The 14,464-nt window shown below is 63.6% G+C and carries 12 protein-coding genes; 5 read left to right on the top strand and 7 right to left on the bottom strand.

The features are described 5' to 3' along the window. Positions 1 to 133: 133 nt before the first annotated feature. The 3 genes from IVB19_RS15205 (at position 134) to IVB19_RS15195 (ending at position 3,645) form a co-directional block, all read left to right on the top strand. Positions 134 to 904 (top strand): enoyl-CoA hydratase, encoded by a 771-nt coding sequence (locus IVB19_RS15205; RefSeq protein ID WP_018459221.1) that lies wholly within the window; start codon positions 134 to 136, stop codon positions 902 to 904. 142 nt (positions 905 to 1,046) lie between these two features. Further along, positions 1,047 to 2,243 (top strand): acetyl-CoA C-acyltransferase, encoded by a 1,197-nt coding sequence (locus IVB19_RS15200; protein ID WP_247338094.1) that lies wholly within the window; start codon positions 1,047 to 1,049, stop codon positions 2,241 to 2,243. Positions 2,244 to 2,349: 106 nt separating this feature from the next. Beyond that, complete coding sequence (locus IVB19_RS15195) at positions 2,350 to 3,645, top strand: MFS transporter (RefSeq protein ID WP_247821564.1); 1,296 nt, start codon at positions 2,350 to 2,352, stop codon at positions 3,643 to 3,645. Here IVB19_RS15195 and IVB19_RS15190 read toward each other — a convergent pair. The 7 genes from IVB19_RS15190 to IVB19_RS15160 form a co-directional block, all read right to left on the bottom strand. Beyond that, the gene (locus tag IVB19_RS15190) at positions 3,642 to 3,839 is read right to left on the bottom strand and encodes a hypothetical protein (protein WP_018459224.1); all 198 of its coding nucleotides are present in this window, start codon (positions 3,837 to 3,839) and stop codon (positions 3,642 to 3,644) included. The two genes, IVB19_RS15195 and IVB19_RS15190, sit on opposite strands and share 4 nt — an antisense overlap. Before the next feature lie 26 nt (positions 3,840 to 3,865). After that, positions 3,866 to 4,552: a hypothetical protein gene (locus IVB19_RS15185; RefSeq protein WP_245288529.1), complete on the bottom strand. Its 687-nt coding sequence runs from the start codon at positions 4,550 to 4,552 to the stop codon at positions 3,866 to 3,868. A 178-nt stretch (positions 4,553 to 4,730) separates the two neighbouring features. Continuing rightward, a complete protein-coding gene (locus IVB19_RS15180) occupies positions 4,731 to 6,440 on the bottom strand; it encodes a response regulator (RefSeq protein WP_018459226.1) in 1,710 nt (569 codons plus the stop codon). After that, the gene (locus IVB19_RS15175) at positions 6,437 to 7,951 is read right to left on the bottom strand and encodes an ATPase domain-containing protein (protein ID WP_018459227.1); all 1,515 of its coding nucleotides are present in this window, start codon (positions 7,949 to 7,951) and stop codon (positions 6,437 to 6,439) included. Before IVB19_RS15175 ends, IVB19_RS15180 begins: the two co-directional genes overlap by 4 nt. 261 nt (positions 7,952 to 8,212) lie before the next feature. After that, positions 8,213 to 9,910 (bottom strand): GMC family oxidoreductase, encoded by a 1,698-nt coding sequence (locus IVB19_RS15170; RefSeq protein ID WP_018459228.1) that lies wholly within the window; start codon positions 9,908 to 9,910, stop codon positions 8,213 to 8,215. A gap of 422 nt (positions 9,911 to 10,332) precedes the next feature. After that, on the bottom strand, positions 10,333 to 11,892 hold the full coding sequence (locus IVB19_RS15165) for an acyl-CoA carboxylase subunit beta (protein WP_018459229.1): 1,560 nt from the start codon (positions 11,890 to 11,892) through the stop codon (positions 10,333 to 10,335). Beyond that, complete coding sequence (locus IVB19_RS15160) at positions 11,822 to 12,796, bottom strand: IclR family transcriptional regulator (RefSeq protein WP_026233760.1); 975 nt, start codon at positions 12,794 to 12,796, stop codon at positions 11,822 to 11,824. Before IVB19_RS15160 ends, IVB19_RS15165 begins: the two co-directional genes overlap by 71 nt. A 94-nt stretch (positions 12,797 to 12,890) precedes the next feature. On the opposite strand from IVB19_RS15160, the gene IVB19_RS15155 reads away from it, so the two are divergent. Beyond that, positions 12,891 to 13,112 carry an acyl-CoA carboxylase biotin carboxyl carrier protein subunit gene (locus tag IVB19_RS15155; protein ID WP_018459231.1) on the top strand — a complete coding sequence of 74 codons (222 nt, stop codon included), beginning with the start codon at positions 12,891 to 12,893 and terminating at the stop codon, positions 13,110 to 13,112. Positions 13,113 to 13,276: 164 nt separating this feature from the next. After that, positions 13,277 to 14,443 carry a TAXI family TRAP transporter solute-binding subunit gene (locus IVB19_RS15150; protein ID WP_018459232.1) on the top strand — a complete coding sequence of 389 codons (1,167 nt, stop codon included), beginning with the start codon at positions 13,277 to 13,279 and terminating at the stop codon, positions 14,441 to 14,443. Positions 14,444 to 14,464 lie beyond the last annotated feature (21 nt).

Raw genomic sequence — 14,464 nt, 5'->3', positions numbered from 1 at the left:
ATTTTCATCATACTATGCTGCGGACTTAGCGCTGGCAACTCCCTCCCCGCCGGCTTGACAAGCAATGCGTTTCGGCCCGGAAGTGTGACCTGACCGGCGTATTCGCACGTCTACGAAGCTCAGAGATCCTCTCATGGAAATGCTCAACAACCACTGCGGCGTGACGCGCGATGCGCGCGGCGTCGTTCATGTCGCGATCTGCAATGCCGGCTCGCTGAACATTTTGAGCTCGCCCGTCACCGATGCGGTGCGCGAAGGCCTGCAGCAGCTCTCGTCCGACCGCAGCATCCGGGTCGTGGTGCTGCGCGGCCAGAGCGAGAAGAGCATGATCGGCGGCGCCGACATCAAGGAGATGGCCAAGCTCGACCAGAAGTCCGCCGAGGCCTTCATCAGCCGCCTGCGCGACCTCTGCGAGGCCGTGCGCGCCTTCCCGGCCCCTATGATCGCGCGCATGCCCGGCTGGTGCCTCGGCGGCGGGCTCGAAGTCGCCGCGGCCTGCGATTTCCGGATCGCCGCCCGTGATGCGCATTTCGGCATGCCGGAGGTGCGGGTCGGCATTCCCTCGGTGATCCATGCCGCGCTGCTGCCGCGCCTGATCGGGTGGGCCCGCGCGCGCTGGCTGGTGATGACCGCTGAGAACATCGACGCGCCGACGGCGCTGGCCTGGGGGTTGGTCGACAAGGTCGCGCCGGAGGGTGGGCTCGATGCCGAGGTCGAGCACCTCGTGAAGGCCCTGCTCGAATGCGGCCCCGAGGCGCTGCGGTCGCAGAAGGCATTGCTGCGGCAATGGGAGGAGCTGCCGCTGACCGAGTCGGTAAATTTGAGCGTCAAAGTCTTCGGCGAGTCGTTCCTGACGGACGAGCCGACGCGGCTGATGGGCGCGTTTGTGAATCGGAAGCGGTAGGCGCTCTCCACCTCGTCCGATCGAACGAGCAAATCTCATCCGACCTACGACAATTTCTCATGCCCCGCGCAGTTGCATTTTTTGCGCCGCATCATATGATGACCGTAATCTTACATAGTTGGCATCTCACGGAGTCTCACCCATGGCCGAAGCCGCCGATCCCGTCGTCATCGTCTCCGCCGTCCGGACACCGCTCGGCCGCTTCATGGGCGAGCTTTCGCCGCTGGCCGCGCACAAGCTCGGATCGCACGTGATCGGCGTGGCACTGGAGCGTGCCAAGCTTGCGCCGGAGAAAATCGACGAGGTTTTCATGGGCTGCGTCCTTCCCGCCGGCCAGGGCCAGGCCCCCGCGCGCCAGGCGGCGCGGGCCGCCGGCCTACCCGATGCCACCGGCGCGACTACTGTCAACAAGGTCTGCGGCTCCGGCATGAAAGCGACCATGCTGGCGCACGACATCATTTGCGCCGGCTCGGCCGAGATCGTCGTCTCCGGCGGCATGGAAAGCATGAGCAACGCGCCGTATCTGCTCGCCAAGGCGCGTGGCGGCTATCGCGCCGGCCATGATCGCATCATCGACCATATGATGATGGACGGCCTCGAAGACGCCTACGAGACCGGCCGCTCCATGGGCGATTTCGGCGAGGCCACCGCAGAAGCCTATCAGTTCACCCGCAAGGACCAGGACGCCTTTGCGATGGAAACGCTCAGCCGCGCACGCAAGGCGGTCGAGGGCGGTGCGTTCAAGGCCGAGATCGCGCCGATCACGCTGAGTGAGAAGGCCGGCCCCCGCATCGTCGCCAATGACGAACATCCGCTCAAGGTCGATCCCGCAAAGATCCCCGGGCTGAAGCCGGCGTTCCGCGCCAACGGCACCATCACGCCGGCGGCCTCCTCCGCCAACGCCGACGGCGCCGCTGCGCTGGTTCTGACGAAGCGCTCGCTCGCCGATCGCAGCGGCCTGCCGGCTCTCGCCGTGATCAAAGGCCACACCACCCACAGCCAGGAGCCGCAATGGTTCACTACGGCCCCGATCCCGGCGATCCGCAAGCTCTTGGACAAAGTCGGCTGGAATGCCGGCGATGTCGATCTGTTCGAGATCAACGAAGCCTTCGCCGTGGTGGCGATGGCGGCCCAGCGCGATCTCGGCATTCCCCGCGACAAGCTCAACATCAACGGCGGCGCCTGCGCGCTCGGCCATCCCATCGGCGCCACCGGCGCACGGCTGATCGTGACGCTGCTGCATGCGCTCGAGGCGCGAAACCTCAAGCGTGGCGTCGCCGCGCTCTGCATCGGCGGCGGCGAAGCTACTGCGATCGCGGTAGAGCGCCTGACGCACTGACGAGAACGTCCGGAAATGAGGGAACTCCGTCATTTCCGACAGACGCGTCCCGTGCCATTCTGAAAACTTGCGCAGGCTCTCGCCTGCCCATCAAGATTGAGGCCCAATGATCTCGAACTGGCTCGCGGCAACACTCGGCCGCCGCAATATCCACTACGGCTGGGTGATGGTCGGCGTGACCTTCCTCACCGCGCTGATCAGCGCCGGCACGGTCGGCGCGCCCGGCGTTTTCATTGTTCCGCTTCAGAAGGAATTCGGCTGGACCACGGCGGAGATCTCGTCGGCGTTGTCGATTCGCTTCATCCTGTTCGGGCTGATGGCGCCGTTCGCGGCGGCCCTGCTCAACCGCTACGGCCTGCGAAATGTCACGCTGACCGCGCAGCTCATCGTGGTCTCGGCGCTGGTGCTCTCGCTCGGCATGACGGAGGTCTGGCAGCTCGTCGCGCTGTGGGGCGTCGTGATCGGGATCGGCACCGGCATGACCGCGCTGGTGCTGGGCGCTACCATCGCGACGCGCTGGTTCGCGGCGCGGCGCGGCCTCGTCGTCGGCATCATGACCGCGAGCGTCGCCACCGGTCAGCTCGTGTTCCTGCCGCTGCTGGCAAGCCTCACCGAACGCTTCGGCTGGCGGCTTGCGCTCGGCTTCGTCTGCATCGCACTTGGTGTTTCCGCCCTCGCGGTCCTGCTCGCGATGCGCGACCGTCCGAGCGATTTGGGCCTGCGCCCGTTCGGCGACGAAGGCACCACACCCCTGCCAGCGCCGCCCGTCAGCCATGGCTCGATCACCGGCGTCGCACTCGGCACGCTGCGCGAGGCCTCGAAGAGCGGCGCGTTCTGGGTCCTGTTTGCGACGTTCTTCGTCTGCGGCGCATCCACAAACGGCCTCGTGCAGGTGCATCTGATTCCGATGTGCCTCGATTTCGGCATCCCGCAGGTGCAGGCCGCGGGCTTGCTGGCTGCAATGGGCATCTTCGACTTCTTCGGCACCATCATGTCGGGATGGCTTTCGGACCGCTACGACAACCGCTATTTGCTGTTCTGGTATTACGGCCTGCGCGGGCTCTCGCTGATCTTCCTCCCCTTCAGCGATTTCTCGTTCTATGGGCTCTCGATCTTCGCGATGTTCTACGGGCTCGACTGGATTGCAACTGTGCCGCCCACGGTGCGCCTGACCGCGCAGAAATTCGGACCTGAGCGCGCCAATCTGGTGTTCGGCTGGATCTTTGCAGGCCACCAGCTCGGCGCGGGCACCGCTGCCTTCGGCGCCGGTCTCTCGCGGACGGTCTATCAGAGCTACCTGCCCGCCTTCTTCATCGCCGGCGCGCTCTGCGTGTTCGCCTCGCTGATCGTGCTGACGCTGTCGCGACAACCGAAGCCGAAGCCGCAAGCGGCGATGGCTTAGTATCTGATGGTGCCGGTGACGCCGTAAAATGCGGCGTCACCGATCCGCCCGACACGAGGCGGGTCGTCCGGGTTCGGGGTGCCGCTCGATTGCGGAAGACGTACCTGAAGGTAAAGCGCGACCAGCCGTCGCAGATCGAAAATCAGCAAGGCGAACCTGCCGTAACCGTCAACAGACGCCTTGCGGATGTTCATGTGTCGCAATTATGTCGGCTGGCCGCTCAGGCGAGGGACCCCCCGCGCGGGTTGACGATCGTATAGCCACGCAATGAACGCGCATGCATTCGCGTCGCGTGTCCGCCCGAGTTGGCATCGTACGCCATCCAGATGTCCCCTTCCAAATGCTGCTCGAGGACGAATACATGTCCACGTCGCGCTGCGACCATTCCCGGTGCGGGTGATGTCCGCGGGAAGCGCAGCCAATTGGCCGCAAGATTCAATTCCGGCACGATACGGCCGAACACGCGCAGAGCCGCGCCGCAGCCGCAGAAGGAGGAAGGACACCCTGCCGGACGACTGCCGACGATGCGGGCGCTGGAGATGCTCGTCGTCGGGGCGCCGCCCGCGTCGGTCACTGTCAATTGCGTCGCGCGATAGGCTTGTAGCGAGGACCTGGGATTCAGTGGGGACCGGGAAGCCCGCTCACGGCGCGGTTGCGCATATGAGAAGTCGCAGGGCATCGTGACGTTGCATTCAGGTACTTGATGAATGCGATAAGTCCGTGCTTCGGAAGCGACGGAGCTGAGGGCAACCAAGAGACACGCAGAAAGAACCGCCTTGAACATTGCAGGGCTCCAAATTGAAGATCCCTGCCCCGGCAATGAGAAACCAATAACAGTTTGGCTGAAATCGGCTAAAAGAACGGCCAAAAGTGGCTTCATTTGCAGGCCGATTTCTGCAGTCCTCATAGCCCAGACGTAGCGGCGGAGATAGATAACTCGCAGAGAACGAACGCGTGTCGTCGCAACCGAAACGCGATCGCATGTGCACGCGCCGCTCACCGATGGGCGTCGACCGGCCCGAGCGCACAATTGCGCAGGGTACCCCTCGAGCCATAAACCCGGCCGGTGATTGTTGCGCGCTTGGTCAACCCCGAGTCGTCGCCAAACCCGCTCCTGTGGCTATCGCAAAGTCCGATTTTGCAGCGCCGAGCGCTGCGGCGAGCTCGTCGATGTGGTAAGGCTTCGATAGGATCCGGATCCCGGCCTGCTCGGCGTCGTGAACCGCGGCTTCGGCGTATCCGCTCGTCAGCAGGACCGGAATGTCGCTTCGCCTTCTTCTGATCTCGCGCGCGAGTTCGACACCGTTCATGCCGCCCGGCATCATGATATCGGAAAACACCAGATCGACGGAGCGGCCGTCCGCTAGGGCACCGAGAGCCGCCGCAGCGCTGGCCGCCCGCGTGACCTGGTAACCGAGCTGCGCAAGCATCTCGCTGACGAGCGCGGCGACCTCGTCGTCGTCTTCGACGAGGAGGATTCGCCCCTGATTGGCCTTCTTGGGCCGCGCCCTGTTCAGGTCGATGAGGTGCCGTTCACCCGAAGGGATATTCCTGGATCGCGGCAAATAGAGCTCGATGCTGGTGCCCTCGTCGACGATCGATTTTATTCGAACCATCCCGCGTGATTGCGTGGCAAATCCGTGGACCTGAGCAAGCCCCAGGCCCGAGCCTTTCCCGACATCCTTGGTCGTGAAGAACGGTTCGAAGACCCGCGCCAGGATCTCGGGGCTCATTCCAACACCCCTGTCGACCACGGATAGGCGAACGTAATCGCCCGCGATCTCGTTCTCGTTCAGGCCGGCCAGGTTCTCGCCACGGACAACGATCGTACCGCCGTTCGGCATCGCATCGCGGGCGTTGACCGCCAGATTGAGAATGACCAGTTCGAGCTCTCCCGGATCGACCTCAACCGGCCAAAGCCCCTCCGGAAAATCGAACTCGACGTGAACGTCGCCTCTCAGGCTCCGATCGAGCAATTCGCGCATGCCGCCGATCTGCGCGGGGATGTCGACGGCCTCGGGCCGGAGCTTCTGCCGCCGTGAAAAAGCCAGAAGCTGCCTGGTCAGGCCCGCACCACGCTGCGCCGCCTGAACCATTCCTTCCAACAGCCGACGCCGCCGATCAGGATCGGTCTGTCGGTCGAGCATGTCCAATCCACCGGAGATCACCATCAGCAGATTATTGAAATCGTGAGCTACTCCGCCGGTCAATTGCCCAATGGCCTCGATCTTCTGGGCCTGACGAAGGGTCTCCTCGACGCGGGCGCGCTCTTCCATTTCGGCCCGCAGATGCTTGTTGGCCTCCTCGAGGGCACGGGTGCGCTCGACCACGAGCTTCTCGAGCTCCTGGGCCGTCCGCTCGCGCGCCTGCAGCAAGGTCCGAATTTCATATTGCCGCCGGCGGGCCCGCATTGCGGATTGAATTGCGCTCGTCAGCGTGATCGGCTGAACCGGGCGCTCGAGCAGCGAAACGTTGCGGAGTGTCTCGACGATGCTGCGGCGCCAGGCAACCACCGCCGGCTGCTCCCGGTGGCTGGTAAGAATGACAAAGGGCAGGTCGGACCAGGGCGGCTGCCGCTCGATCCAATGTGCCAGCGGCTGGGTATCCTTTCCGAACAAGCCCTCCTCGGCGAGAAGCACCGCGCCCACGCCAGCCGACATCTCGTTGACCAGTTCAGGCAGACCTCGACAATTGATTGCCACGAGATTCGAACTGCGGAGAAGCTCGACCGATGCCGGTCCATCGCGGCCAATCGGAGCAAACACGAGGACGCAATGATCGCGGTCGGCGCTCATTCCGACAGCCCCTCCGGTATCTCCGTGCCCGAGTAACGCGGATTCCCGGAAAAGATGCCGCTGAATCCGGTCAGCGGAGGACCGACCGTAATGCCGGCACTGCCAAGACGAAACTCGCGGATGGAATTTTCATGATTGCCGCTGCGCTTCTTCACGACCGAGAGGGCGCGCCGCACCGTTCCGCCGACCTCGAAATAGCGCAGCATGAGCACGGCATCGCTCAAATAACTGATATCGAGGGCCGTTTCCATCGGGCCGACCAGCCCATGCTGAGCGAGGATAAGGACGGTCAGCACGCCTTTCTGCCCGAGATAGCTCAAGAGCTCGTGCATCTGGAGGATGAGAAATCGCTCATCCGGCATTGCGTTGAGGTAGCCGTTCAGACTGTCGATGACAACAATTCGGGCGTTGTCCTTTTCGACGCTGTTGCGCACATTGGCGGCGAATTCGCCGGGGGACATTTCGGCGGGATCGATCTGTTTAAATCGGATGAGTCCCGATTGCAGATGGCTTTCAAGCGGCAGGCCCAGCGTTCGAGCCCGGGCCTCCACTGTACCGCGACCTTCATCGAAGGCAAAGAACACCGCATGCTCACCGCGATCTGCCGCCGCGATCGCATAGGTCAGCGCGAGAGACGACTTGCCGACACCGGCGGCGCCCAAGAGCAGCGCACTGGTGCCGCGCTCGAGCCCTCCTCCCAGTAGCTGGTCGAGGTGTGCATTGCCGCTGGGCGTCAACTCACCGATAAACGAGGTGTGATGTTCCGCCGCCACCAGACGGGGGAATATCCGCACCCCTCCCGCTTCGATCGTGAAATCGTGGAAACCGCCGCGAAATCGAATGCCGCGCATCTTGATCACGCGAAGCCGCCGGCGCTCTGCCCCATAATCAATGGCGAGCTGTTCGAGCATCACGACGCCATGCGCGATCGAATGGAGTTGCAGATCGTCCTGGGAGGACGAGAGATCGTCGAGGAGGATGACCGTGCAGTTGCGGTTGGTGAAAAAGTGCTTCAGGGCCAGAACCTGGCGCCGGTACCGCAGCGGGTTCTGCGCAAGGAGGCGGAGCTCGGACAGGCTGTCCAGCACCACGCGCGCGGGATTGATCCGTTCGACCTCCTTGAATATCAGGCCCGTGGTTTCGCTCAGCTCCATCTCGGCGGGGTGGAAGACGGTGAGCTCGCGCTCCGGATCGAGCGTCGTCTCAGGCGGCACCAGTTCGAAGATGTCGACTCCTTGCAACGACCAGCCGTGCCGCTGTGCAACCAGCGTCAGCTCACGCTTGGTTTCCGACAAGGAGATATAGAGCACGCGTTCACCGGAGCGGGCGCCCTCGAGAAGGAATTGAAGCGCCATCGTGGTCTTGCCCGAGCCGGGCCGACCCTCGTAGAGGTACATGCGATTGGGATCGAGCCCGCCGTAGAGGATATCGTCGAGGCCATCACTGCCGGTCGAAATCCTGGGCAACTCTCCGGGGTCGCTGGTTTGCGCCCGGCTCGATGAATTGATCATTGAACCCCCGTGAAGCTCCATCGCCAAAAGTGCGCTCCGGCCCCGAGATGGACGCGCGGTCAGCGGTCCGGCCCCGGCCGTAAGGCGAAATTTGGCAAAGAACGCCCAAGCCGGGTTCCAAGTTCCGCCTTCAGATGCATGTCCGCCAGACCGTCTGCCGCGGAACCGTTCTCGCCCCCTATTTTAGCTTTTGCGGTCTGACTGGCGGTCCCAGCCGGTCAGCGTCGACAAGCCAGTTCGCGCCCCGAAAGCCGCGCCAGCTCACTGCATCATCGCGGCCGAGATCTTCTCCGCCGACATCAGGACTGGAAAATTGGTGTTGGCGCACGGCACCACCGGGAAGATGGAGGCATCGACGACGCGCAGGCCCTGCACGCCTTTGACGCGCCCCTCTGGATCGACCACCGCCATCGGATCATCGGTCCGGCCCATGCGGCACGAGCAGGAGGCGTGCCACACGCCGATCGTGGCCTTGCGCACGAAGGCTTCCAGCGCCTCGTCATCGTTGATGACGTCGTCGAAGGTGAAGCCCTCGACCACGAAATTGTCGATCATGTAGTGGCGCAGCGCCGCCGGCCCGTCCATCAGGGCCGCGGCGATCTTGGTGAGAATCCTGTTTTTGGTGTTGACCACGCCGATCTTGCGCACGCGGTCGGTATAGGAGGCCGGGAACGGCTTGTCCGTCACGGCCCTGACGACGTCGCTCATCTGCACGGCCGCCATCTTGCGGAAACCGCTCATCAGGCGATCAAGGTCGCGCCGGTCGGACAACAGGTTGAATTCGACGATCGGCTCGACTGCCGTGTCGCGCGAGGCAAGTTTGACCTGTCCGGTCTCGGAATAGGTCTTGTTGACGAACGTCAGCAGCGATCCGATCTGCTCACCGACGGCGTGCCAGGCCGATTTGCTGAGCAGGACGACGAACATGTCGCCTTTCGGTACGCCTTCGAGCCCGGACGAGTAACGCAGGCCAAGCTGCATGTGGCGCCTGGTGTGCTCGTTCATCCGCGCGCCGCGGCGGACAAAGGACGATAGCGAGATCGAGGGATGATCCATCAGGCGCTGGCCGACGCCCTGCAGCCCCATCAACACGGGAATGCCCATATCCCTGAGGTGACCGACCGGGCCGATGCCGGCGCGCAACAGATGCGCCGGCGAATGGATGGCGCCGCTGGAGAGAATGATCTCGCCGGCGCGGAATTCCTGCTCCCGCCCGTCGACCACCGCCTTCACGCCGACGCAATGCGTGCCCTCGAACAGCAACTCCCTGACTTGCGTGTTGGTGGAGATCGTGAGGTTGGCGCGCTTGCGCGTGTCTCGATCGAGATAGCCCATGGCAGCCGAGACGCGTTGCTCGGCCTGGTTCGAGTGCGTCACCGGGAAAAACCCGTCGACGAACTCGCCATTCTGGTCGGGCAGGAACTGATGTCCGGCCTGCTGGAAGGCTTGCGCGAACGCCTGCGAATGCCGCGTCCAGTGCTCCCTGGGGATTCGGCGGACCGGGATGCGGCCGTCCTTGCCGTGGTAGGGACCGTCGAAATCGAGGTCGCGCTCGACCTTCTTGAAGAAGGGCAGCACATCATTCCAGCTCCACCCCGCGGCGCCGCGCGCTTCCCATTCGTCGTAATCGGTCGGCGCGCCGCGGTTGGCCATCTGGCCGTTGATCGAGGAGCCGCCGCCAAGCACGCGAGCCTGCTCGTATTTGCGCAGGGGCGGGCGCCCTTCGTCCGGGTTGTTGTGACTGACGATCTGGGTCGTGACCTTGAGCTCGGTCCAGTGGAAGCGCGGATCGAAATAGGCCGTCCCCGGATAGCTGTCCTTGATCTCGGCCGGCTCGTCTCCGGGCGGTGTGTCCTGTCCAGCCTCGCAGAGCAGGACCTTGTTGGCGCTCCTCGCGGAGAGCCGGTGGGCCAGCACGGACCCCGCCGAGCCGCCGCCCACGATAATGAAGTCGTACACGATTGGCGCTTCCTCTTGTTCTTGCCCGGGAAGCGTAGCGCGTTATTGTTTTGAGGTCACGTCATCGCTGCCGCGGCAAAGCGCGAGCACAACGCCGTCGACGCCGAGGGCACCGCCCGGCGGCAGGCATCTGCCGTCCGGTCAGCAGGTGACGAGGGAGCGAACCGAGGAGGCTTTACGGCTTCCTTACGAAGCCCGCGCGCAACCTCTCGGCAAACCAGACTACAAAAATCGAAGCGAACGACAGGCAGAAAAATATGGCTGTCCAAAGCAGCGCGTTACCCGCATTTGTCATGACGTCTCTCCCTCGTTTCAAACGAGACGCTTGCAGACAATCGAACGCTACGTGTTGCGATAGATCAATTTTGCCGAACTGCAATTAGGCTGAGATCGGCATCAGCAGCTCGCAGTGACGGCTGAGGCTACGGCCTGATCGAAAAACTCTCCGGCGGCCCTGGCTTCCGCAATGGCTCCGACAGCCGCGCGAACTCGCACAGCAGCGACCGCGTCTTCCTGGGATCGATGATCTCCTCCACCCAGAATTTTTCGGCGGAACGGAATGGCGAGCGCAGCTTGTTGAGGCGGTCCTCGATCTCTTTCAGTTTCTCCGCCTTGTCCTCGGCCGCGTCGATGTCCGCGCGGTAGGCGGCTTCGATGCCGCCTTCGAGCGGGAGCGAGCCCCAATAAGCCGACGGCCAGGCGTAGCGGATCGAGAAGCGGTCGGCGGGCTGATGCACCACGCCGGCGACGCCGAAGGCGTTGCGCAGGATCACCGTGCACCAGGGCACCGTGGCCTGGTTGACCGCGGCCATAGCGCGAACGCCATGGCGGATGGTGCCCGCCTTCTCCGCATCGAGGCCGATCATGAAGCCGGGGCAGTCCATGAGATAGACGATCGGCAAATGGAAGGTCTCGGCGAAGTCGACCCAGCGCACCACCTTCTGGCAGGCATCCGCCGTCCAGGAGCCGCCATAGTGAAAGCTGTCGCTGGCGAGCACCATCACCGCCCTGCCCTCGAGCCGCGCGAGGCCGACAATGATCGGCTTGCCGAAATTTTTGGCGACCTCGAAGAACGAGCCCTTGTCCACGACCTGCTCGACGATCGGCCGTATCTTGTAGACCTGCTTGCGGTTGCGTGGCACCGCGCTCATCAGCGCCTCTTCTGTGCGCTCCGGATTGTCGGTGCAGGGCAAGGTCGGTGGTAGCTCGTAGACCGACGACGGCAGATAGGACAGGAATCGCCGGGCGCAGGCAAACGCCTCCTCCTCGGTGTCGACGGCATGATCGACCGCGCCGGCGCGGGTCTGGATGTCGGCGCCGCCGAGCTCTTCCTTCGAGAGGTCCTGCCCCAGCGCCTTCACCACCGGCGGACCTGCGACGAACATCGCGGACTTCCGGGTCATGATGGAATAGTGGCTGGCGGCAAGACGCGCGGCACCGAGCCCTGCGACCGAGCCGAGGCCGAGCGCGACCACGGGCACGCGCGACAAATTCTCGGTGGTGAAGCGATACCAGCGTGTGCCGCCGATGCCACCCGGCAAGTTCGCCGCGCCCTTGGTCTCGATAGTCTTGACCGAGCCGCCGCCGCCGGAGCCTTCGATGATGCGGACGATGGGCAGGCGGAGATCATGCGCCATCTCCTCCGCCATCAGCGGTTTTGCGGAGATGGACGCGTCCGCCGAGCCGCCGCGCACGGTGAAATCGTCGCCGACCACGACGACGGTGCGGCCTTCGATGCGCGCGCGGCCGAACACGCAGTTCGCCGGCGTCAATTTCTGCAACTCGCCGCTGGAATCGTATTCACCGACGCCGGAGACGGCGCCGATCTCGTGAAAGCTGCCCTTGTCGGTCAGTCTGTCGATACGCTCCCGAACAGTCAGTCGGCCCTGGTCATGCTGACGCTTGACCTTGTCAACGCCGCCCATCTCCCGCGCGAAGGCTTCGCGCCGGGCGAGCTCGTCGAGTTCCGGCTTCCAGTTCATTCACTCCCTCCGAATTGATCGGCTTGTTATTGTTGTGCACGGCGATGGCGACCGGTTTACGCGGGATGCGGGCGTTGAAGACGTCGCCTTCCGCGCCCTCCATCAGGCTGCCGAGCGAACGGCCGAGCGCGAGCATCAGCGGCGCGACCTCGGCATGCAGGCGCTCTTCGTCGTACATCGCCGACAGAAGACCGATCGTGATGACGACGAAGGTCTGGTATTGCGGCGACCAGATCGGCACCGCGAGCCCGTTGATATGCGGGCTCCACAGGCCGCAGGCCACGACATAGCCGCGCTCATGCAGCGACTGCCGGTTGGCCTCGATGCGGGGCCGCAGGATTTTCGCAGCCTCGGGAGCTTCCCGCTCCATGTCCGCGATGAAGGCATCGCCGACCTCGGGCGCCAATGCCGCAGTGTAGGCTGCGCCTGCAGCGGTCGAGGCCATCGAGATGCGGCTGCCGGTGCCCTCGTGCAGCCCGAGTGCCGAGGCCGAACGCGCGAACTGAAGATAGACCAGATGGAAGCGATCGGGGACCACGAAGCCGACGGTGCCCGGCAGTTGCTCAGCGACTTCCTGGAGCCGCTGGCGAATCATGCTGCGCAGCTGCGCGCCCTTCATCATCGAGGCGCTCATCGCCACCGCGCTTGGCCCGATGCGATATTTCTGATCGCGCGGCAGATAGACCAGCTGCCCCATCCGCGTCAGCGTGTGCGTGAGCCGCGACACGGTCGAGCGCGGCAGGCCGCAGCGATTTGAAATTTCCAGATTGCCAAGCCTGGCCTCGTGGCCCTCGAAGCATCGCAACACGTCGAACGCGCGCGACACCACCTGGATGACATCACCCTCACCGGCTTCGCCAGCGAGCGCACCTTGTCTACTCAACCGCTCCGAACGTCGTCCCATGATCCCTACCGCTTGTTCCGCTGTGCGGAATTAAATTCCGCTTGCAGAAGAAACTACCTCAGGCATTTTGCGACCACAACAAAAAGGCGATGGCATGCCAGAAATTAAGATCGTCACGGAGATCGCCGGACGCGTCTGCGCAACTCCCGTGCAAGTTGGAGGAACCGTTGCAGATGGCGATGAGATTGTGGTGGTCGAAGCGATGAAGATGGAGATACCGGTGCTTTCGCCTGTGAGCGGCGAGATCACATCGCTTCTGGTGAAGCTCGACGACGTCGTTACCGAAGGACAGGCGATCGCAATCGTCGCAAGCTGACTGCATTCTCCGTCGTTTTCCGCGACATTCTGTCAGCCTCATTGCTGCGTTCGCGGTACGGCGTTGCCATTGCCTGACCGCGATGACATGATCTCTCAAACAAAACCTGTTTCAAACAAAGAAAGAAATCGTCGCGGCAAACGCGAGGATCATTGGAGGGAAACATGCGTCGTGGGCTGATCATGCTCGCGCCTGCCGTGGTGGCAGGCCTTTCTTTTGTGTCTACACGCTATGCATTCGCCGACGACATCAAGCTGCCGGCAACATTGACGTTCACCGCCTATGACACCGGTACCGCCGGCTTCAACATCGCGGTCGGCGTCGGCAAGATGATGAAGGACAAATACTCGACCGACGTGCGCGTGCTCCCCGCAGGCAACGATGTCGCGCGTCTGGCGCCGCTGCGCGCCAAGCGCGCGGTCTCCGCGGCGATGGGATCGGGGACATATTTCGCGCAGGAGGGCGTGTTCGAGTTCGGCTCCAGGGAATGGGGCCCGCAGCCGCTCCAGATCCTGCTCTCGAGCGTTGATTGCAATTGCGGTTCGCTCGGCGTGGCCGCGGATACAGGGGTGAAGGAGCTGAAGGACCTCAAGGGAAAGCGCGTCGGCTTCGTCGTCGGCTCGCCGGCACTGAACCAGAACTCGCTCGCGGTGCTCGCCTTCGCCGGCCTGACGCAGAAGGACGTCAAGATCGTCGAGTTCGCAAGCTACGGCGCGATGTGGAAGGGCTTGATCAACAACGACACCGATGCGGCCTTCGGCACCACCATCACCGGTCCCGCCAAGGAAGCCGAGACTTCGCCGCGCGGGCTGGTCTGGCCGCCGCTGCCCGCCAAGGACAAGGAAGGTTGGGCACGGATGCAGAAGGTCGGCTCGTTCTTCTTCCCGCAGACAGCGACCTGCGGCGCCGGTATCTCGCCGGACAAGCCGATCGAGCTCGGCAACTATCCCTATCCGATCTTCGTCGCCTACGCCTCGCAAGCCCCCGAGCAGGTCTATGCGATCACCAAGGCGATGATCGTGAACTACGATTCCTACAAGGACTCCGCGCCCGGCGCCGGCGGGCTTGCGGCCGATCGCCAGACCAAGAACTGGGTGGTGCCCGTGCATCCCGGCGCGGTGAAGGCTTTGAAGGAGGCCGGGCAATGGAACGACGCACAGGAGGCGCACAACAACGGACTGATCAAGCGGCAAGAGGTGCTTGGCGCCGCGTGGACCGACTACGGAAAATCCAATCCGCCTGCGGATGATAAGGCGTTCCTCGACGCCTGGATGAAGGCGCGTGCCGCGGCGCTTGCGAAGGCCGACATGCCGAACGGGTTCGAGGATTAGTTCACAGCGTTAATTGTCCAC

Source organism: Bradyrhizobium sp. 187 (genome assembly GCF_023101005.1).
In the GTDB taxonomy this organism is placed as follows: Bacteria; Pseudomonadota; Alphaproteobacteria; order Rhizobiales; family Xanthobacteraceae; genus Bradyrhizobium; species Bradyrhizobium canariense_D.
The sequence above is the reverse complement of the archived record's forward strand: the minus strand, read 5'-3'. Positions and strand labels throughout refer to the sequence as shown.